Raw genomic sequence first — 20630 nt, forward strand, 5'->3', positions numbered from 1 at the left:
CCCCTTGTGGTGTTTGCCTCGGGGGTGGGTGGGAAGACTTTGGGTTACAACTGTGGTGTTGTTATTTAGTTGTTGGTTCCTGGAACGGTGTTGTTGTTCGGGAACCACATAGTGGACGCGTGCAGTGTGTTGTGTGTGGTGTAAGTTGTTGGCCTATTAGTACCGGTCAGCTTCACGAGTCTTTAGTCCTCGCTTCCACATCCGGCCTATCAACCCAGTGGTCTGGCTGGGGGCCTCTCACACATAATGTGTATGGAAATCTCATCTTGAAGCGAGCTTCCCGCTTAGATGCTTTCAGCGGTTATCCCATCCGAACGTAGCTAATCAGCGATGCACTTGGCAGTACAACTGACACACCAGAGGTTCGTCCGTCCCGGTCCTCTCGTACTAAGGACAGCCCTTCTCAAATTTCCTGCGCGCGCAGCGGATAGGGACCGAACTGTCTCACGACGTTCTAAACCCAGCTCGCGTACCGCTTTAATGGGCGAACAGCCCAACCCTTGGGACCTACTCCAGCCCCAGGATGCGACGAGCCGACATCGAGGTGCCAAACCATGCCGTCGATATGGACTCTTGGGCAAGATCAGCCTGTTATCCCCGAGGTACCTTTTATCCGTTGAGCGACGGCCATTCCACAATGTACCGCCGGATCACTAGTCCCGACTTTCGTCCCTGCTTGAGATGTCTCTCTCACAGTCAAGCTCCCTTGTGCACTTACACTCGACACCTGATTGCCAACCAGGCTGAGGGAACCTTTGGGCGCCTCCGTTACTTTTTAGGAGGCAACCGCCCCAGTTAAACTACCCATCAGGCACTGTCCCTGACCCGGATCACGGGCCGAAGTTAGATGTCCAAAGTGACCAGAGTGGTATTTCAACGATGACTCCACCCGAACTGGCGTCCGGGTTTCAACGTCTCCCACCTATCCTACACAAGCCACTCCGAACACCAATACCAAACTATAGTAAAGGTCTCGGGGTCTTTCCGTCCTGCTGCGCGTAACGAGCATCTTTACTCGTACTGCAATTTCGCCGAGTTTATGGTTGAGACAGCGGGGAAGTCGTTACTCCATTCGTGCAGGTCGGAACTTACCCGACAAGGAATTTCGCTACCTTAGGATGGTTATAGTTACCACCGCCGTTTACTGGGGCTTAAATTCTCAGCTTCGCCCACAAGGGGCTAACCGGTCCTCTTAACCTTCCAGCACCGGGCAGGAGTCAGTCCGTATACATCGTCTTGCGACTTCGCACGGACCTGTGTTTTTAGTAAACAGTCGCTTCCCCCTGGTCTCTGCGGCCCACACCCGCTCACGGAGAGCAAGTCTCCATCACGGGGCAGGCCCCCCTTCTCCCGAAGTTACGGGGGCATTTTGCCGAGTTCCTTAACCATAATTCTCTCGATCGCCTTGGTATTCTCTACCTGATCACCTGTGTCGGTTTGGGGTACGGGCGGCTAAAACCTCGCGTCGATGCTTTTCTTGGCAGCATAGGATCACCGGATCCCCCCATACGGGAGTCCCATCAGATCTCAGGAACGTGCTCGAAGCACACAGGAACGGATTTGCCTATCCCTGACCCTACATCCTTAGACCGGGGCAACCATCGCCCGGCCCGGCTACCTTCCTGCGTCACACCTGTTAATACGCTTACCTCCCAGGATCAGGTCCCGCGCTCGGCCAAAACCCACAACACCACAAGGGTGAGCGGGCAGGCTCCGGGCGGTTAGTATCCCCCGCTTGGCATGGACGGTTTTTCGCCGGTACGGGAATATCAACCCGTTGTCCATCGACTACGCCTGTCGGCCTCGCCTTAGGTCCCGACTTACCCAGGGCAGATTAGCTTGACCCTGGAACCCTTGATCATTCGGCGGACGGGTTTCTCACCCGTCTTTCGCTACTCATGCCTGCATTCTCACTCGTGTAGGCTCCACCGCTGGTTTCCACCGCGACTTCACTGCCCACACGACGCTCCCCTACCACTCCACACCCCTGAACCACGAAGGCTAGGGCAATGTGTGAAATCCACAACTTCGGCGGTGTACTTGAGCCCCGCTACATTGTCGGCGCGGAATCACTTGACCAGTGAGCTATTACGCACTCTTTCAAGGATGGCTGCTTCTAAGCCAACCTCCTGGTTGTCTTCGCAACTCCACATCCTTTCCCACTTAGCACACGCTTAGGGGCCTTAGTTGGTGGTCTGGGCTGTTTCCCTCTCGACTATGAAGCTTATCCCCCACAGTCTCACTGCTGCGCTCTCACTTACCGGCATTCGGAGTTTGGCTGACGTCAGTAACCTTGTAGGGCCCATCGGCCATCCAGTAGCTCTACCTCCGGCAAGAAACACGCAACGCTGCACCTAAATGCATTTCGGGGAGAACCAGCTATCACGGAGTTTGATTGGCCTTTCACCCCTACCCACAGCTCATCCCCTCCATTTTCAACTGAAGTGGGTTCGGTCCTCCACGACGTCTTACCGTCGCTTCAACCTGGCCATGGGTAGATCACTCCGCTTCGGGTCTAGATCACGCCACTACACTCGCCCTGTTCAGACTCGCTTTCGCTACGGCTACCCCACACGGGTTAACCTCGCGACGTAACACTAACTCGCAGGCTCATTCTTCAAAAGGCACGCCGTCACAACTACTATGCGATCACTCGCGGTTGCTCCGACGGATTGTAAGCACACGGTTTCAGGTACTGTTTCACTCCCCTCCCGGGGTACTTTTCACCTTTCCCTCACGGTACTGGTCCGCTATCGGTCATTAGGAAGTATTTAGGCTTATCAGGTGGTCCTGACAGATTCGCACGGGATTTCTCGGGCCCCGTGCTACTTGGGATACTCTCCAGGCTGCACACAACATTACGGTTACGGGGCTCCCACCCTCTCTGGCCGGCCTTTCAAGACCGTTCACCTATGCCTGCACATCACCCCAACGGTCCGGCAGAACCATCACGGAAAGTCCCACAACCCCGCCCATGCAACGCCCGCCGGCTATCACACATGGAAACGGTTTAGCCTGATCCGCGTTCGCTCGCCACTACTAACGGAATCACTATTGTTTTCTCTTCCTGCGGGTACTGAGATGTTTCACTTCCCCGCGTTCCCCCACGCACCCTATGTGTTCAGATGCGGGTCACACAATCACCTTGCAGCGTTGTGCGGGGTTTCCCCATTCGGACATCCTGGGATCAACGCTCGGTTATCAACTCCCCCAGGCTTATCGCAGATTCCTACGTCCTTCTTCGGCTCCTAATGCCAAGGCATCCACCGTGTGCCCTTAAAAACTTGACCACACACAAACCAACAAACCCCAAAAGGGTCCGCCGGTCTACGATGCATCATTCATATCGAGAGAACCATGACCACAAGGGCCAGGTTCATTCATAAGAAATTGCTGTAGAAACACACCCACCAACCCCCGAAGAGGCCAGCCACAAGTGTGTCTCAGATGCTCGCGTCCACTATGTAGTTCTCAAACAACAACCCCATCAACCAGACCACCACCACCCCACAGGGACAGCGGCAGAACCGGAAGCAGGAACAAAAGAAACACCAGAACGATGCCCTCTGCATTGCTGCAAAAAGGTCCTGTTGCCTCAGGACCCAACAGTGCGCCAAACACAACCCCCACAAACCATGCACCCCGGCAGCGTTCCCAACAACACCCACCCCCACAAAAGGAGAGCACATGCTGCCGTACTGGCACCAGGACACAACCGGTAAAGGCCATGCCAAACAAGTTTGATTCGTTGATATTCCACCCATGAGCACCCACCGCAGAACAGACGCCTGCGCAATGGGCAACACTGACAACCACCACCACACCCATGCGGGCACAGCAACCAGCTGTTAGCAGCTCCTTAGAAAGGAGGTGATCCAGCCGCACCTTCCGGTACGGCTACCTTGTTACGACTTAGTCCCAATCGCCGGTCCCACCTTCGACGGCTCCCCCCACAAGGGTTAGGCCACCGGCTTCGGGTGTTACCAACTTTCGTGACTTGACGGGCGGTGTGTACAAGGCCCGGGAACGTATTCACCGCAGCGTTGCTGATCTGCGATTACTAGCGACTCCGACTTCATGGGGTCGAGTTGCAGACCCCAATCCGAACTGAGACCGGCTTTTTGGGATTAGCTCCACCTCACAGTATCGCAACCCTTTGTACCGGCCATTGTAGCATGCGTGAAGCCCAAGACATAAGGGGCATGATGATTTGACGTCGTCCCCACCTTCCTCCGAGTTGACCCCGGCAGTCTCCTATGAGTCCCCGCCATAACGCGCTGGCAACATAGAACGAGGGTTGCGCTCGTTGCGGGACTTAACCCAACATCTCACGACACGAGCTGACGACAACCATGCACCACCTGTAAACCGACCGCAAGCGGGGCACCTGTTTCCAGGTATTACCGGTTCATGTCAAGCCTTGGTAAGGTTCTTCGCGTTGCATCGAATTAATCCGCATGCTCCGCCGCTTGTGCGGGCCCCCGTCAATTCCTTTGAGTTTTAGCCTTGCGGCCGTACTCCCCAGGCGGGGCACTTAATGCGTTAGCTACGGCGCGGAAAACGTGGAATGTCCCCCACACCTAGTGCCCAACGTTTACGGCATGGACTACCAGGGTATCTAATCCTGTTCGCTCCCCATGCTTTCGCTCCTCAGCGTCAGTTAATGCCCAGAGACCTGCCTTCGCCATCGGTGTTCCTCCTGATATCTGCGCATTTCACCGCTACACCAGGAATTCCAGTCTCCCCTACATCACTCTAGTCTGCCCGTACCCACTGCAGAACCGGAGTTGAGCCCCGGTCTTTCACAGCAGACGCGACAAACCGCCTACGAGCTCTTTACGCCCAATAATTCCGGATAACGCTTGCGCCCTACGTATTACCGCGGCTGCTGGCACGTAGTTAGCCGGCGCTTCTTCTGCAGGTACCGTCACTTTCGCTTCTTCCCTACTGAAAGAGGTTTACAACCCGAAGGCCGTCATCCCTCACGCGGCGTCGCTGCATCAGGCTTGCGCCCATTGTGCAATATTCCCCACTGCTGCCTCCCGTAGGAGTCTGGGCCGTGTCTCAGTCCCAGTGTGGCCGGTCACCCTCTCAGGCCGGCTACCCGTCGTCGCCTTGGTAGGCCATTACCCCACCAACAAGCTGATAGGCCGCGAGTCCATCCAAAACCACAAAAGCTTTCCACCACCTGACATGCGTCAGGAGGTCATATCCGGTATTAGACCCAGTTTCCCAGGCTTATCCCAGAGTCAAGGGCAGGTTACTCACGTGTTACTCACCCGTTCGCCACTAATCCCCCAGCAAGCTGGGATCATCGTTCGACTTGCATGTGTTAAGCACGCCGCCAGCGTTCATCCTGAGCCAGGATCAAACTCTCCGTTGAAGTAAAACAAATCAAACAGACACAACCACACCCACCGGAAATAACGGTAGAACACGGCTGCACAAAATTCGAAACCAGCTGAAAACCAGACCACCACACACGGGGGTGCGCAATGATCCAGCCATAATTTCAACCAATTGATAAAACAATCGGTATCAACAAACTTGGCACACTATTGAGTTCTCAAACAACAGACACTACCGGCACCACCCACACCCACAAGGGTCCAGGATCGCTCCGGAGCAACTTTTCAAACTTACCCGATCAACCAGATCTTGGCAAATCAACGTTTCCGCGATTCCCGATCCAATCTTCGGCCCCATCCTGCACAGGAACGCTCGAAAGCGAACCATTTTTCAGGCTGTTATCAAAGGGGTTCGGCCTCCGCGGCTCTCAGCTCCAGGCTGTCTCACTCGCGGCGACTCAGAAGACATTACACGCCCACCGGCCCCGGCACAAATCACCCTCGGTACCAGCCAAAACCCCGCCCACACGGGCCAAAAGGCCCCATCGAGGCCTCAAGCCAACCAAAATCCGCCGGAAACAGCCCGAGTGAAGCCCGTCACACCAGCAAGATCCGCCAAGGCCTCCGTCCCGGCGCAAAGCCGACAACCGCCGTCGAACTGTCCACCAAACCCGAGGGAAGTGAGCGAGCGTCCACCAAACCCGAGGGAAGTGAGCGAGCGTCCACCCCAAACCCGAGGGAAGTGAGCGAGCGTCCACCCCAAACCCGAGGGAAGTGAGCGAGCGTCCACCCCAAACCCGAGGGAAGTGAGCGAGCGAGCGCGCCGGGGATGACCGCCACCTTCCGACACCGCTGAACGCCCCTGCCACACGCCAGGAAGCACGCTTAAACGCAGAAAAGGCCGGCAACCATGACGGTTGCCGGCCTTTTCAGAGCTTCGTGATTACCAGGAAGACTTGGTGATGCCCGGGAGCTCACCGCGGTGAGCCATGTCGCGGAAGCGAACACGGGAGATACCGAACTTCTGGAGCGTGCCGCGGGGACGGCCGTCGATCTGGTCGCGGTTACGCAGACGGATCGGGGAGGCGTTGCGGGGCAGCTTCTGCAGGCCGAGGCGTGCAGCTTCGCGTGCTTCGTCAGTCGCGTTGGGATCAACCAGGGTCTTCTTCAGTTCGAGACGCTTGGCAGCGTAACGCTCAACAATGACCTTGCGCTGCTCGTTGCGAGCAATCTTTGACTTCTTTGCCATGTGTTTAGCGCTCCTCTCGGAATTCGACGTGCTGGCGGATCTTGGGGTCGTACTTCTTCAGGACCAGACGGTCCGGGTCGTTACGACGGTTCTTGCGGGTTACGTAGGTGTAACCGGTGCCCGCGGTGGACTTCAGCTTGATGATGGGACGTACGTCCTTGTCCTTTGCCATTAGAGCTTTACTCCTCGTGCCAGGATGTCGGCGACGACTGAGTCGATGCCGCGGACGTCGATTGTCTTGATGCCACGGGCTGACAGGGTCAGCGTGACATTACGGCGCAGGGACGGAACCCAGTAGCGCTTCTTCTGAATGTTCGGGTCGAACCGACGCTTGTTGCGACGGTGCGAGTGCGAAATGCTGTGTCCAAAGCCCGGCTCGGCTCCGGTCACTTGGCAGTGTGCTGCCATGACTCTCCTCCAAAGATTGAATGTAACGGCGTGCAGATGTTCCTGCGTTACCGTGCGACAGGCAGCGTCCGCATCCGGGTCCAAACCATTTCGGTAGTTTCCGCAGCAAGTGCGGCGAAGAAGGTTGGCCTCAGGACCGGGCAGTGATAAACACTGGAACAGGTCCTGGGATACCGGGCGAATACAGGAATGCACGCAACTTGAGCCCCTAACTACCGGCCGCCGGGATGTCGGGAAAACCGACAGTCACCACCAACCGGAGCAATTGCACACGAACCGCACTACCTAGCGCCTAACTATTCTACGGGCCAGGCCAAATTAAGACCAATCCGGCATCATAAGCCCTGCGTGCCCACCGCCCGGACCACCGCCTCACCACTGGCGGGGTCGCCCGCCAAACCGGGCTACAGCGGCCTGATCAATTCGGGGTACTTGGGGCTCAAACCGTCGCCGGAAGAGACGCCTCGGACGCGGCGGGCCACCCACGGCGCCGCTGATTCCCGGAACCAGCGCGCATTGGCTTTGAGTGCTTCAACCCGGTTCATCAGCCGCGCCGGCGCCAGCTCGGGGACCTCGATGACGTGCTCGTGCTCAAGGACATCGAGCACCCGCTTTGCCATGTTGACGTGGCCGGCCGTGGACATGTGCATCCGGTCCTCGCCCCAGAGGCGCCAATCGTCGTACTCGTCAAACCGCCAGTAATCCACCAGCAAGGCGCCGTGGTTCTCGGCTATTTCGCGCACCAGTTCGTTGTAGATCGCAGTGCGGCCGCGCATGGCGCTGAAAACTTTGGAGCCCTTTGCGTCAAAGCCCGTGAAGAGGACAACAGTGGCGCCTGCCGCGCTTAACTTGGCGATACCGGCGTCGTACTCCTCAAGAAGCGAGTCAATATCGATCTTGGGCCGCAGGATGTCGTTCGCCCCTGCGTACAGGGTCACCAACGTTGGATTCATGGCGATGGCGGCGTCCACCTGCTCTGCCATGATCTGGCGGAGCTTCCGACCGCGGATCGCGAGATTCGCATAGCCGAAGTCTTCGTTGCTGCTTGCCAACTGCCCCGCTACGACGTCGGCCCACCCTCGAACGCCGTTGGGACGGTGGGGATCGTCGTCGCCGACGCCCTCGGTGAACGAGTCGCCCAGGGCAACGTAACGGGCAGAAAAATCCATGCCGTCAGTCTGCCACCTCAACACCCGGGGCCACAAAGCACCCTCACGAGTCCCGCAGGATCCAGTGGTTGTTGTCCAGGCGGGCCACGATTTTCTCGCCGATCCGTGCGAGGTCTGCGACGTCGTCCGGGGTCAGCGAATCAAGCATCAGCGTACGCACGGATTCCACGTGTCCCGGGGCGAGGGAAACGATGGTGGACATGCCGGCCTCGGTGAGGTGCGCAACGGTCACGCGGGCGTCGCCGGGGTGCGCCTGCCGCTCTACCCAGCCACGCTTCTGCAGCTTGGTCACCACATGAGACAGACGCGACAAGGAGGCACTTGTTCGCGCAGCAAGCTCGCTCATGGGAAGGTATCGGCCTTCGGTTTCGGAGAGCATCGCCAACACGTTGTAGTCGAAAAGAGACAGCTTGCCGACCGACTGGAGTTGGGTGTCCAACGCCGAGGGAAGCAAGGTGTTGATGCTCAGAAGGGCCAGCCAGGCACGGCGTTCGTCGGCGTTCAGCCAGCGGGGTTGAGTCATGAACCCATCTTAGGAGAATTCACAGCCTCCTTAGGTCCGGGCAGCGGCCCAACCGATAGGCTGGCGGCATGTTCGTAGTCTCGTTGACCTACAAAGTTCCCGACGAAATCGTCGACTTCCACCGTCCGGGCCACATGGCCTGGCTTAAGGACGCGTTCGACGGCGGCATCTTCCTTGCGTCCGGACGTCGCGTCCCAGCCACGGGCGGCGTGCTGCTGTCCAAAGTGGACCGGGCAACCTTGGACGCCTCCCTGGCCAAGGATCCGTTCTACAGCAATGGCGTGGCGGAGTTCGAGATCATCGAGTTCACGGCAACCAGCGTTGCTGAGGGTTACGAAAACCTGCTGGATAGCTGAGGCGCCTGCGCCTTCGCAGTGCCCAGCCGCTCGGGCAGCACCACCGGCATGAGTTCCGGCCAGCGCGCCTCCACGTGGTCACCGCTGGATACGCCGCGAAGCCGACGCGAAAACCAAGGTCCGACGTCGCGCCTCAGCCAGGCGACGTCGTCGGCGATGTTTTCAGCGCGGGTCCGCGGACGGGGAGCTGCGAGCCTGGGCGACTGGAGCGAGTGCCGCGCCCCGAGCACTTCGAGGACCTTTTTGGCCATATAGCTGTGGCCGGGAGTGGACATATGCAGGCGATCGGGCGCCCACATCCGTGGGTCCTGGAACTTCTCGAAGCACCAATAATCCACCAAGAGCGCCTGGTATTTCGCGGCGATGCGCCGAATATTGCGGTTGTAGATGGCCGTGCGGACTTTAAGCGGCTCCAGCAGGGGCGACAAGGGGACGTTGTAACCGGTGAACAGCAGCACCGTGGCTCCGCTTGCTGTAATCCGCCGGACGGCATCTTCATAATCCCTGATCAGTTTGGCCATATTGGGCCGGGCCATCAGGAGGTCATTGCCGCCGGCGTAGAAACTGACCAGCGTTGGTTTCATGGCGAGGGCGGGCCGGATTTGTTCGTCGGCGATCCGCTGGAGGCGCCTGCCGCGGATGGCCAGGTTGGCGTATCGCACTGTTTCGTCGTGCCGTGCCAGCTCTTCCGCCACCCTGTCTGCCCAGCCCCGGCAATGGTTGGGAAGCCGGAGGTCGATGTCACCAACGCCCTCAGTGAAGGAATCGCCGAGCGCCACGAACCTGGTTTGTTCCGTCACTGCGTTGCCTTTTCCATGAGCTTCTTCAACCCGCCCTTGCGCGGGACCTTCACAGGTTGGGGCCAGCGTGGGCTGAGCGCATCGCCCAGCGTGACGCCCCGCAGTTTCCGCCCGAAGAGCGGGACCACCCAGTCATTGACCCAGCGACGCTGCCTGCGCTCCCATTCGCGCATGGACAAACGCGTGGGCGGGTCCCAATCCTTCGGAGAGAATTTGTGGGGGACGTTGAGGTGGTCCAGGACTTGGGCGGCCAGGTACTTGTGGCCCGCTTTGGACATGTGGAGCCGATCCGGGGCCCACATCCGCTGGTCCTTGTAAGCGTCAAAGCACCAGTAATCCACCAGGACTGCGCCGTATTTGGCGGCGATATCACGGACCCTTTGGTTGTAGAGGGTGTTGCGCTTTTTGAAAGGCTCCAAGACCGCGGAGACTTTCACGTCGAACCCAGTGAACAGCACCAGCGTTGCCCCGGTTTCACTCAACCGGGCGACCAGCAGCTCATAGTCGTTGAGGAGCGCATCCATGTCGGTACCAAAGTCCAGGATGTCGTTGCCGCCCGCGTAGAGCGTGATGAGCGTCGGCTCCATGGCCACCGCAGGCTCGAGTTGTTCGTCAATGATGTGCCGGAGCCTTTTGCTGCGTACTGCCAGGTTGGCGTACTCCCAGCCAGGCTCCGCTTTCGCCAACTTCTCGGCCACCCGGTCCGCCCATCCGCGGACCCCGTTGGGCAGGACGTTGCTCGGGTCCCCCACGCCCTCGGTGAAGGAATCCCCGATGGCGACAAACCGCCGTCGAGCCTTAACTCCGTCCCCGAATTCCTCCCGCACCCCACCGAAGCTACCCGCCCCCGGTTACACCAGAGCCAACCCCAAGTGAACAAGCCCGAGGGAATTGAGAGAGGATCGCACCGAAACCCGAGGGAAGTGAGAGAGGGACGGAAGGTGACACGCGCACGAGCCGGCATAACCGCCGCTGCGGCGGACTAGCGGAAGGGGTTTAGCCCTCTGCCTTGCCCCGACGCCAGTAACCCATGAAAGCAACCTGCTTACGGTCAATGCCAACGTCCCGCACCAGGTAGCGCCGCATTTCCTTGATGACAAACGCTTCACCGGCGATCCAGGCATAGAACGGCAGGGCACCAGCGGGAAGGGTGGGGTTCTTGGTTGCTTCGATGGCTGCAGCGTCCATGCGCTGCGGCGTTTCCCAGAGGATGTCCTGGTCCACGTTGACGTCTTCGGGCTCGGGTCCGGCTGCGGTTCCGGCACCCTTGATGCCTACCCAGCCCGGCACGGGAACGGCCTTGGCGACGGCTTCCTTGAGGAGTTCTCCGTGGGGACGTGCGCGTCCGATGGCCGCGCCGCGTGCAAGCCAGGTGATTTCAATGTCGGCTGCGGTGTTGATGTCCTGGAAGTCGCCGGCTTCCGGTACTTCGAGGAAGGCGTGGCCGGTCATGTCCGCGGGGAGGCTCTCGAGGATGGCGCTGATGGCGGGGACCGCGGTTTCGTCGCCGGCCAGGAGCACGCGCTGAGCCATGCCCGGACGCCATTCGATGCCACCATATGCGCCGGCAGTCGTGCACTGCGCTGCGCGGTTGTTGGGGCCGATGATGGTGAGCGCGTCGCCCGGCTTCGCACCGAGGGCCCAGTTGGCTGCGGGTCCGCCGTGGCCGGCGTCGTCGAAGTGCATGACGAAGTCGATGTCGATCTCCGGGTACACGGCGTCGAGGCGCTCGGACCGCACGGTGTAGGTGCGCATGTCACCGCGGACGGACGGGTCCATGGCGAGCCATTCCTGGTACCAGCCGGCTTCTTCCATTTTGAAGGGAGGCAACGGAATCACGTTTCCGGAGGCGTCAAAGGACGGGATCATCAGCTTCACGCGGAGATCCAGCGTGTCCCCGGCAACGCCGAAGTCGCGCAATGAGTAACCGCCGAAGGTGATGCGGCGGAAGTTCGGGCTCAATTCCTGCACGGCCGTCACGGTGACGTCGAAGGCGAGGGTCATGGGCTCCACGGCGGCGCTTGCTTTTGCCTGGGTCGGTTGTGCACTCATGAGGCGATCTCCAGTTCGTTGGTTGAAGCGGGGCGTGCGTGGTGGCGTCCGATAGGGACGATCAGCGGTGTGCCTGAAATGGGGTCCGGAACCACGCGGGATTCCAGGCCGAACACGTTGTAGACGAGTTCCTCTGTCACTACGACGGGAGCGGGCCCTTCGGCGACAATGCACCCGCCCTTCATGGCGATGACGTGGTCCGCGTACCGTGCTGCGAGATTGAGGTCGTGGAGCACGATTGCCACGGTGGTGCCGCGGCTGCGGTTCAGGTCGGTGATCAGGTCCAGGACTTCCACTTGGTGCGCGAGGTCCAGGTAGGTGGTGGGCTCATCCAGCAGCAGGACTTCTGTTTCCTGCGCCAGGGCCATGGCGATCCACACGCGCTGGCGCTGCCCGCCGGACAGTTCATCGATGCTGCGGTCAGCGAGTTCCAGCGTGGAGGTGGCGTCGAGCGCGCGCTGCACCGCGAGATCGTCGGCTGCGCTCCAACTGCGGAAGAAGCCTTGGTGCGGGTACCGGCCGCGGCCCACGAGGTCACGGACGGTGATGCCGTCCGGAGCGGTGGGGTGTTGCGGGAGGAGGCCGAGCGTCCGCGCCAGTTCGCGGGCGGGACGGGTGTGGATGTCTTTCCCGTCCAGCGTCACGGTGCCACCGGCCGGCTTGAGAAGCCGCGACAGTCCGCGCAGGAGCGTCGACTTGCCGCAGGCGTTCGCGCCTACGATCATGGTCACTTTGCCCTCGGGGATCTCGGTGCAGAGTCCCTCCACCACTTTGCGTGCCTCGTATTGGAGCGTCAGGTCCTGGGCATTAAGGACGGCCATGTCAGGCCTCCTTTCGGTTCGACGTGACCAGCAGCCACAACAGGAAGGGAGCACCGAGGGCGCCGGTGATGACGCCGACCGGGAGGACGGTTCCGTCAAGGATGACGGGAGCGATGTTGGAGGCGAAGAAGTCGGCCAGGAGCACGATCAGCGCACCGGTAAGGGCCGACGCCGGGAGGCTTGGTTTGCGGACGATCCGGCGGGCGATCGGACCGGCGAGGAAAGCGACGAACGCTACCGGGCCGGCAGCGGCGGTTGCGACGGCGGCGAGTCCGACGGCGGTCAGCACCAGTCCCAGCCGGGCGGCGTTGACCTTGATCCCAAGGCCCGCAGCGGCGTCGTCCCCAAGTTCGAGGATGCGCAACGGGCCGGCGAGGGCAATGACCGCAGGGATCAGGACCAGCAAGGAGACCGCGAGGACGCCTGCCCGGTCCCAGGTTGCGGAGTTCAAGGATCCGTTGAGCCAGATGAGGGCATCAGCTGCAGTGCGGATGTCAGCGCGGGTCATGAGGAAGTTGACCACCGCGTGCAGGGCTGCGGCGATGCCGACGCCTGCCAGGATGAGGCGGTTGCCGGCGGCATTGCCGCGGCTGCCTCCACCCGCGCCCGAACCACCGCGGGAGATTGCGTAGATGATGGCTGCGACCCCGAGCGCTCCGCCGAGCGCAGCCCCGGAAACAACGGCACCGGAAGCGCCGAAAATGACGATGGCCGTCACGGCTGCCGCGCTGGCACCGTAGCTGATGCCGATGATGTCCGGGCTGGCGAGGGGGTTGCGCAGCATGGTCTGGAACAGTGCGCCGGCCAGGCCGAAGGCAATGCCGATCATGGTTCCCACCACTGCGCGGGGAAGTTTGTGCTCCATGACAATGAAGCTGGCCCCGGGGATCTTTTCCCCGCCGGTCAGATGGTTGATGACAATGGTGAAGAAGTCCGGAATGGTGACGGTGTAACTGCCCAGGAGCACGTAAACCGCGAACATGACGACTACAGCGAGCCCGAGGAAGAACGTAGGGCTCAGCACGCGCCGAAGTGACAGATGATGCCCATGTTTGTGGGGATTATTGGTGTTAAGTGCCAACTCGGTGGGGAGTTTGTGGACGGTTGTCACAGGCCGCCCCCCTTGCCGCGGCGGATGAGCCAGACGAACACGGGAGCGCCGATGATTGCCGTCATGATTCCTGCAGGGACTTCGCCGGGGAGAAGGATCACGCGGCCAACGATGTCGGCGCTGATCAGCAGGATGGGGGCCACAACGGCGGAGAACGGCAGGATCCACCGGTAGTCCGGCCCGGTCAGCGAGCGGACGGCGTGCGGAATGACGAGGCCCAGGAAGGCGATCGGTCCGGCCACGGCAGTGGCGGATCCACAGAGCAGGACGATGCCCAGCCCGGTGATGCCACGGGCCAAAGCGACGTTCTGCCCGAGGCCACGGGCAATGTCGTCGCCCAGTGCCAGGCTGTTCAGAATGCGGCCGCCGGCCAGGATGATCAGGGCCCCGATGGCGAGGAACGGCAGCGCGGGAAGGAGAACGGACCAATCACGTCCACCGATGGTGCCCACCTGCCAGAAGCGGAAACGGTCGAACGTGTCCTGGCTCGAAACCAGGATGACGTTCATCAGGGAGAACAGCCCTGCGCTCAGGGCCGCACCCGCAAGGGCGAGTTTGACCGGCGTCGCGCCGTCCCGCCCCAGGGAAGCAACGGCATAAACCACGACGGCGGCCGCCGCGGCGCCGATGAAGGCGAACCAGATGTAACCGGACAGCGAGCCGACGCCGAAGACGTAGATCCCCACAACGACTGCGAGGGCAGCACCGGCGTTGAGCCCCAGGATGCCGGGATCGGCCAGCGGGTTGCGGGCCACGCCCTGCATGGCTGCACCGGCAAGGCCAAGTGCGGCTCCGGCAAGCAGGCCCAGGACAGTGCGGGGAATCCGGGCGATGACCACCGCGTGGTTACCGTCTGCCGGATTGAAGTTGGTGAGGGCTTCCCAAACAGTAGTGAGTGGAAGCCCGCGCGCGCCGATCGCCAGGGATGCGGCGCAGACTGCGGCGAGTACGACGACGGCCGCCAACAGCCAAGCGGTGCGCTTGCCTGCCGTGCTGCGGGAACCGGTTCCCCCTCCGGTTCCAGCAGTTCCAGGGGCGATGCCTCCCGGGCCCGGCACCAAAGTGCCACTGCCCCGCCCCTGGACTGCCGTCGTCGTACTCAGTTTCATTGCAGTTACTTGCCCGCTGCGTCTGCTGCTTTACCCAGCTGCGGCAGGAACGTATCCAGTGCCCACGGCAGGCTCAGCGGCGATGATGCGGAGATGGAGAGCGTCAAAGTGTTGTCCGAATCGGCAACCAGGGCGCCCTTCTTGATGGCCGGGATCTGTCCGAGCAGCGGATCAGCCTTGATGGCATCTGCCGTGGTGGCGTCAGGAACCCAGGTGACGAAGATGTCGGAATCGAGCTCGTTGGCCTTCTCAGCGGACCACGGGATGAAGAACTCGGTAGTCGACTTGGTGTTCTGCTCAACTACGGGAGCCAGCTTCATGCCGATTTCGGAGAGGAAGCGGGGGCGGTTGTCGATGGCGGTGTAAACGTTGGCGCCGTCGCCCTTGGCGGGCTCGAGGTTGCCGTAGATGAAGGTCTTGTCCTTGATCTGCGGGAACTTGGAGACCTTGTCCTTGACGGTGGCCTCGGTGTCTTCGATCAGCTTCTTGGCTTCGGCTTCCTTGCCCAATGCCTTACCGATCAGAGTGGTGCTTTCCTGCCACGGCGTGCCGTAAGCGAGCTCCGGCTGTGCCACAACGGGGGCGATTTCGCTGAGCTTCTTGTAGTCAGCTTCTTCCAGGCCCGAGTAGGCGGCCAGGATGACGTCCGGGCTGAGCTTGGCGATTTCGGTGAAGTTGATGCCATCTGCTTCGGAGAACTGGACCGGAGCCTTGTCGGTGCCGAAGCCGGCGCCGAGCTTCTCCAGAGCTGCGTCCTTCCAGGGGGTGGAGCCCTTGTCGTTATTGCCCCACTCGTTCTTTGGAACGCCGACGGGAACAACGCCCAGTGCGATCGCGACATCGTCATTGACCCACGAAACGGTGACGACGCGCTTGGGCTGCTCTTTGATGGTGGTCTCACCAAAGACGTTCTTGATGGTCACGGGGAAAGCCGTGGACGCTGCCTGCTCAGATGCCGGAGCGGAAGTTGCCGGACCAGTGGAGCAGCCGGTGAGGGTAAGAGCGACGGCGGCCAAAGCGGCCGTCGCGGTTCCTGCTGTTTTCAGCAGGGCGCGGCGTGGGAGAAGGGAAGCCACGGGACTCCTTAAGTAAGTGATGCGAACCTAAGTAAGGCTAGCCTAGCCTGCCGATAATTAAGAAACGTTTGCGTCACCTAATCCAGCACACGTCCGAATTGGGATGCAGATCACACGCTCTCGCACATCCCGCGCCCTTCAAGCGAACGCTCTCGCAGTGGACAGCTGCCCTGCAGATTTGAAAGTATGAGGCAGCGGACTACCGCTTCTTACGGAATCAAACGAGGGGATGAGCGTGCGCACTGTGTCAGTTGCTGCAGCCATGGTTGGCGAGGTGGCCGTTTTGGCCTGCTTGGCACTGCCCCTCACGTCGGCATCTCTTTAGGCACTCCGCCCAGCACCCCGTGTTTGGGGTTTCTTTGCAGTGCCCTCTTTCTCCGATGACCGACGTCTTCTGCCACTTCCCGCGCGCCCAACCTCAGCGCGCCGGCGTCGACCATTCTCGAAAGAAGCTTTGCCATGCAAAAAATCACAGCCCAACAGATCCGTTCGTCCTTCGTTAACGCCAGCCGCTCGGAGGCTGCCAAGGCTAACCTCCCCCGCGACTTCGAAGCCCTCGACTGGGACAACCTGGAGTTCCTCGGTTGGCGCGACGAAAAGATGCCCCAGCGCGGCTACCTCGTGGTTCCGCACCGGGGGAAGCTCACCGGCATCCTGCTCCGGGCTCCTGAAGGTGGCTCAGGGAAGAGGCGCGTCGTCCTCTGCGAACTGTGCCGTGACGTCTTCTCCAAGGACGACGTTTACCTGTGGGTTGCCAAGAAAGCCGGACAATCCGGCAAGGACGGGAACACCGTGGGAACACTGATCTGCGCCGAATTCGGCTGCAGCGCCAATGTGCGGAAGGAACCGCCCGCCAACGAGATCAACCCGGACCCGGCCGCCGTCGTGGTTCGGCAGATCGCCGGACTGGAGTCCAGGACCGAACAGTTCCTGGACCGTGTCCGGGCGAAGTAGCCGAATGTAGCTGGCTGGACGGACCCTAGCGCAGAACGATGTCCACCGGGTTGGCCTCCGAGCGCCATGCGCCGGGTTCGCCGGGTCCCGCAATCACTGGAGCCGGGAGCACGCCGGAACGGTTGGTGCGCTTGTCGCGGAGGATTTCCGTGACGGATCCAAGGTGCCGGGACAGGTCAATCACGTTTTCCGGGGCAGCAAGCAACAGCTGGAACCCGAATTCGTGAAGCGCCTTGATGCCGGCACCCGCAAACTCTTCGGAAGCCAACACGAATGCTTCATCCATCATCACCGTGCCGTACGTCGTGAAGCCCTGCTCGGCAATGCCCAGCTGGTAGCTCAGGGCCGCCGCCATGATGAACGCCGTGAAACGCTGGCGCTCACCGCCGGACATGGAGCCGGTATCGGCATGCATGAAGACTTCGGTCTTCCGCTTGGCTGCCTTGCCGGTGCCGGCTTTGCCCGATTTCGAAGCAACCTCGCGGTGCTCCTTGCACTGGATAAACAGGTGCCCACGAACGTCCAGCACCTCGGACCGCCAACGTCGATCCTCCGGGGTTTGGGATCCAAGGCGCTTGACCAAGGTTTCCAGCGACTTGTAACGCGCGGTGAGTTCGGCGTCGTCGTCCACTTCTGTGGCTGAAGCGGCGCCGCGCGACGGCCGCGTGTGCTTCGCCTTCAAGGCGTTCTGGATCGCATCCTTGAACTGTTTGGCCGTCGCCGGAAGCGTCTGTTTGATGTCCAGTTCCAGGAAGCTGCCCTCATGGAAGTTGACCTCGGACAAGATGCCGTTGAGAGGCAGGATGCGGCTGGTGATGCTGCGGCGTTCCTCGTCCAAGAGGTGCAGGAGCGTGCTGAACGACTCGTGCGTGCGCTGGTTGAAGAACAGCCGGAACTCGGCCTCCTGCGCGGGCAATCCATCGCTCACAATCGCGTGATACCGGGATTCGAAGTCTCCGGCAGCACCGATCGAGGTACCGTGGTCGGCGCTGATGGCACTTCCCCAGTCGCGCACGAAGGCTTCGAACATGCGGGTCAACCGCTCGGCCGTCGCCTGGCCGCGCGATTCCGCGGAATGCAGTTCGTCGAGCAGCTTGTTGCGGACACTGTTGGCCAGGTTGTCGAGCTCGTACAGTTCAGAGACCTCGCCGACGCCGTCAAAGTACGGCTCCAGCGCGGCGACGGTAGAGGCCGACGGCGGTGATTGCTCCAGCTTCAGCCTCGCGGCATCGAGCAGGCCGTCCGCCGTGGTCATCTTGTGGTCCAGCGCCTTGTATTCGCTCTGCAATACTGCGGCCGCACCTGTGGAGGACTGGTGCTTGTCGCGTACGGATTCAATAGTGGCCCGCAACGGTTCAAGGTCCGCCTGCGCAGCCAGAGCATCCGTCAGGCGCTGTTCGATCCTGGCAAGTTCGTCTGCTGCGACGGCTGCGGAAACTTGCTCCCACGGCCGTTCATCCTCAGCCACACGGCGGAGCGCCTCGAGCTGCCGGGCCATGCCTTGGTGCGAATCCTCACGGCTCTGCGCAAGTTCCGCGGCTTTCGCGAGCTCGTTCTCCAACTCGCCCACGCGGGCTGCCACAAGCTCCAGTTTGGAAGCGTTGTCGAAGCCCAGGACGTAATCCTGGCGGCTTGTGAACCGGTCGTCCTTTTCCACGGTGTGACGGTTGCGCTTGACCACTCCGCCCAGACTCAGGCCCTTGTCCATCGACGCAAGCTCGTCAGGATCCTCCACGCACGGATACGCGAAGTCCACTGCGATCCGCTCACGGATCCACTCTCCGGCGTCCGCGTTGGCGCCCGAGGTGAGGATGCTCAACTTCGTCAAGAGGTCGCCGTCGGACACGTCCTCCACAGCCAACGCGCCACCGGCGAGCGGCTTGGACACATCAACGGCGCGGAGGGCACCACGGACGCTGTTGTCATTGAGGTAGCGCGTCACAGCCGCAAAATGCTCACCCGGAACCAGCAACGTGGTGGCGAGATTGCGCAGCGCGCGCTCGGCGGCCGGACGCCACTGGTCCTGCCCCTCCGCGAGGTCGATCAACTCGCCGCCAAACGGCATCCGCTCTTCCGGGACGCCGGTTGCGGCCGCAATGGCCGCGCGGTTTTCAATACTCGACGGCGGCAACAAGGACTTGCGCGACCGCAACGACAGGAGTTCCTGCTGGGCCGCCGCGAGTTCACGCTTTTTAGTCGCGTGCCCGTCGAACGCCTCGAAACGAAGCTCCTTCAGGGCCTCCGAATCGTCCTTCAACTCTGCCGATCGAGCTGCTGCCTGCTCGTGTGCCTGGTCCCATCCTTCGGCGGACCACTCAAGGTTCAGCCCGGCGTCGGCCAGCGCTTTCCGGGCCGAATCCTCTACCTGCTGACGGAGCTTCAAGCCAACCTTGGCGTTCTCCAGCGACTGCTCTATGGCCGAAATCGCGTTACCGCCGCGGTTGTTGTAGTCCAGTTCAAGGTCGCGAAGCTCTTTGGCCAAAGCATCCCGCACCGTGCGCTCAGCGGCGAGTTCCTGCGCCTTGGACTGGGCCAACTCCTTGAAACGGGCCAGCGTCCTGGCGTGCACCGTGACCGCGAGCTGCTGCTTGTACGCCTCGAACTCCTCGCCGGCCAACTCCCGGAGACGGTTCGCGTCCAGCAGGGCCTGCGCATACTCCTTGTTCAGCCCCGGAACGGGTGCCAACTGGTCGCGTTGCTGCCGCACATCCTCCAACCGCTGCCGGATGGACATCAGGTTGCTGAACTCCTCCACCACATCATCAGCGGCAGCCAACGTCGCCGGAGCATCGAGTACCTGGTCGCGGAAGAACGTATTCACGCTGCCGCCCAAACCCTTACCGGCCTGGATCACACGAAGCAGCGGCAGCGCCTGGTCCGAGTTGATACCCAGGAGCCTCCGGAAACGCTCGGCGAACGCCTTGTGGACGTCGAAAACCTGGCCATCCGGGAAGATCGACTCCAGCGCGCCCTTGGTGAACCGCTTCTGCGCGATCCCCTCAATGGCCTCAAGGTCCAACGGCTTGCTGTCGATCACATAGAAACGCCCGACGCTCGACTCCGTGCCGTTCTTCGGAAGATCGAACAGCGCCGACACCGTCACCTTCGTGCCGGCCGCGTTATCAAACGTCAGCGCGACGGCGGACCAGGTGGCACCCGGGCGCTGGAAGGCACTGGCCGAGCTGTCGCCCACCGCCTTATCACCCACCTTGCCGCGCATGTAAGTGAACGTGGTCCTCTTGTCCTCCACAGCACCGCCGGAACGCTGGGCAGCAGCCTCATTCGAGCGCGGACGGGCGTCAAACACGCGAAGCATCGCATCAAAAAGCGTCGACTTACCGACACCCGAGTTACCCGTCAGGAGGGTGCCCTTGCGGTCCACGTGCATGGTGTGGGCCCCATGGAATGTGCCCCAGTTGACCACCTGCACGAGCGCCAAACGCATCTGGCCCGGGTTTGTGAGCTCGCCGAGCGGGAGCATGCTTGCGATGGTCACTTGGTCATCCCGTCAGTCGTGGTTGCGTCCGCGGCGGTACCGGACACATGCTCGGCATGCTCGCTCGTACCTCGCTTGGACGCATGCTGCCGCATGTCCCCGGCATCGCCGCTCGCTTCGGTGAGGTGCTCGCCCGAGGTAGACGACGCCGATGCCGC

At 61.2% G+C, this 20630-nt stretch carries 15 protein-coding genes and 2 rRNA genes; 2 read left to right on the forward strand and 15 right to left on the reverse strand.

Translation table 11 applies throughout. The features are described from left to right. Nucleotides 1-135: 135 nt before the first annotated feature. The 7 genes from CGK93_RS20970 to CGK93_RS21000 form a co-directional block, all read right to left on the reverse strand. Nucleotides 136-3290: ribosomal RNA gene (locus CGK93_RS20970) — 23S ribosomal RNA — on the reverse strand. A gap of 573 nt (nt 3291-3863) precedes the next feature. After that, nucleotides 3864-5383, reverse strand: a 16S ribosomal RNA gene (locus CGK93_RS20975). Together the 16S and 23S rRNA genes form the textbook arrangement of a ribosomal RNA operon. Before the next feature lie 908 nt (nt 5384-6291). Then, complete coding sequence (gene rpsN / locus CGK93_RS20980; RefSeq protein ID WP_011776360.1) at nt 6292-6597, reverse strand: 30S ribosomal protein S14; 306 nt, start codon at nt 6595-6597, stop codon at nt 6292-6294. A 4-nt stretch (nt 6598-6601) separates the two neighbouring features. Further along, nucleotides 6602-6769 carry a 50S ribosomal protein L33 gene (rpmG, locus tag CGK93_RS20985; protein WP_003798558.1) on the reverse strand — a complete coding sequence of 56 codons (168 nt, stop codon included), beginning with the start codon at nt 6767-6769 and terminating at the stop codon, nt 6602-6604. Next, entirely contained in the window at nt 6769-7005 is a 237-nt protein-coding gene (gene rpmB / locus CGK93_RS20990) for a 50S ribosomal protein L28 (RefSeq protein WP_011776361.1), read from the reverse strand. The genes rpmG and rpmB overlap by 1 nt, the downstream gene beginning before the upstream one ends. A 404-nt stretch (nt 7006-7409) precedes the next feature. Next, the gene (locus CGK93_RS20995) at nt 7410-8174 is read right to left on the reverse strand and encodes an SGNH/GDSL hydrolase family protein (protein WP_089596479.1); all 765 of its coding nucleotides are present in this window, start codon (nt 8172-8174) and stop codon (nt 7410-7412) included. 43 nt (nt 8175-8217) lie between these two features. Next, entirely contained in the window at nt 8218-8697 is a 480-nt protein-coding gene (locus CGK93_RS21000; protein ID WP_089596480.1) for a MarR family winged helix-turn-helix transcriptional regulator, read from the reverse strand. A gap of 68 nt (nt 8698-8765) precedes the next feature. Between CGK93_RS21000 and CGK93_RS21005 the strand changes: the two genes are divergently transcribed. Then, nucleotides 8766-9053, forward strand: coding sequence for a YciI family protein (locus tag CGK93_RS21005; protein WP_011776364.1), 288 nt, complete (start codon nt 8766-8768; stop codon nt 9051-9053). Here the strand turns inward: CGK93_RS21005 and CGK93_RS21010 are convergent. The 7 genes from CGK93_RS21010 to CGK93_RS21040 all read right to left on the reverse strand — a co-directional run bounded on the left by CGK93_RS21010 (nt 9029) and on the right by CGK93_RS21040 (nt 16022). Beyond that, nucleotides 9029-9853, reverse strand: a complete 825-nt coding sequence (locus CGK93_RS21010; RefSeq protein WP_089596481.1) for an SGNH/GDSL hydrolase family protein — start codon at nt 9851-9853, stop codon at nt 9029-9031. The genes CGK93_RS21005 and CGK93_RS21010 overlap by 25 nt on opposite strands. Then, nucleotides 9850-10680, reverse strand: coding sequence for an SGNH/GDSL hydrolase family protein (locus tag CGK93_RS21015; RefSeq protein ID WP_089596482.1), 831 nt, complete (start codon nt 10678-10680; stop codon nt 9850-9852). The genes CGK93_RS21010 and CGK93_RS21015 overlap by 4 nt, the downstream gene beginning before the upstream one ends. Before the next feature lie 169 nt (nt 10681-10849). Next, nucleotides 10850-11905 carry a siderophore-interacting protein gene (locus CGK93_RS21020; protein ID WP_089596483.1) on the reverse strand — a complete coding sequence of 352 codons (1056 nt, stop codon included), beginning with the start codon at nt 11903-11905 and terminating at the stop codon, nt 10850-10852. Beyond that, nucleotides 11902-12726: an ABC transporter ATP-binding protein gene (locus tag CGK93_RS21025; RefSeq protein WP_089596484.1), complete on the reverse strand. Its 825-nt coding sequence runs from the start codon at nt 12724-12726 to the stop codon at nt 11902-11904. The genes CGK93_RS21020 and CGK93_RS21025 overlap by 4 nt, the downstream gene beginning before the upstream one ends. 1 nt (nt 12727) lies before the next feature. Then, nucleotides 12728-13837 (reverse strand): FecCD family ABC transporter permease, encoded by a 1110-nt coding sequence (locus tag CGK93_RS21030; protein ID WP_089596485.1) that lies wholly within the window; start codon nt 13835-13837, stop codon nt 12728-12730. Further along, complete coding sequence (locus CGK93_RS21035) at nt 13834-14946, reverse strand: FecCD family ABC transporter permease (protein ID WP_089596486.1); 1113 nt, start codon at nt 14944-14946, stop codon at nt 13834-13836. Before CGK93_RS21035 ends, CGK93_RS21030 begins: the two co-directional genes overlap by 4 nt. 5 nt (nt 14947-14951) lie before the next feature. Next, nucleotides 14952-16022 (reverse strand): iron-siderophore ABC transporter substrate-binding protein, encoded by a 1071-nt coding sequence (locus CGK93_RS21040; RefSeq protein ID WP_089596487.1) that lies wholly within the window; start codon nt 16020-16022, stop codon nt 14952-14954. Nucleotides 16023-16481: 459 nt separating this feature from the next. Here CGK93_RS21040 and CGK93_RS21045 point away from each other — a divergent pair, with 459 nt between their 5' ends. Continuing rightward, nucleotides 16482-16976, forward strand: a complete 495-nt coding sequence (locus tag CGK93_RS21045; RefSeq protein ID WP_089596488.1) for an FBP domain-containing protein — start codon at nt 16482-16484, stop codon at nt 16974-16976. Nucleotides 16977-17001: 25 nt separating this feature from the next. Here the strand turns inward: CGK93_RS21045 and CGK93_RS21050 are convergent, their stop codons facing one another. After that, entirely contained in the window at nt 17002-20472 is a 3471-nt protein-coding gene (locus tag CGK93_RS21050) for an ATP-binding protein (protein WP_089596489.1), read from the reverse strand. Nucleotides 20473-20630 lie beyond the last annotated feature (158 nt).

It is taken from the genome of Arthrobacter sp. YN, assembly GCF_002224285.1.
In the GTDB taxonomy this organism is placed as follows: Bacteria; Actinomycetota; Actinomycetes; order Actinomycetales; family Micrococcaceae; genus Arthrobacter.

Excerpts from the sequence above, each read along its gene's own strand:
- rpsN (WP_011776360.1), bottom strand. The coding sequence starts at position 6,597 with ATGGCAAAGAAGTCAAAGATTGCTCGCAACGAGCAGCGCAAGGTCATT.
- rpmG (WP_003798558.1), bottom strand. The coding sequence starts at position 6,769 with ATGGCAAAGGACAAGGACGTACGTCCCATCATCAAGCTGAAGTCCACC.
- rpmB (WP_011776361.1), bottom strand. The coding sequence starts at position 7,005 with ATGGCAGCACACTGCCAAGTGACCGGAGCCGAGCCGGGCTTTGGACAC.
- CGK93_RS20995 (WP_089596479.1), bottom strand. The coding sequence starts at position 8,174 with ATGGATTTTTCTGCCCGTTACGTTGCCCTGGGCGACTCGTTCACCGAG.
- CGK93_RS21000 (WP_089596480.1), bottom strand. The coding sequence starts at position 8,697 with ATGACTCAACCCCGCTGGCTGAACGCCGACGAACGCCGTGCCTGGCTG.
- CGK93_RS21005 (WP_011776364.1), top strand. The coding sequence starts at position 8,766 with ATGTTCGTAGTCTCGTTGACCTACAAAGTTCCCGACGAAATCGTCGAC.
- CGK93_RS21020 (WP_089596483.1), bottom strand. The coding sequence starts at position 11,905 with ATGAGTGCACAACCGACCCAGGCAAAAGCAAGCGCCGCCGTGGAGCCC.
- CGK93_RS21025 (WP_089596484.1), bottom strand. The coding sequence starts at position 12,726 with ATGGCCGTCCTTAATGCCCAGGACCTGACGCTCCAATACGAGGCACGC.
- CGK93_RS21035 (WP_089596486.1), bottom strand. The coding sequence starts at position 14,946 with ATGAAACTGAGTACGACGACGGCAGTCCAGGGGCGGGGCAGTGGCACT.
- CGK93_RS21045 (WP_089596488.1), top strand. The coding sequence starts at position 16,482 with ATGCAAAAAATCACAGCCCAACAGATCCGTTCGTCCTTCGTTAACGCC.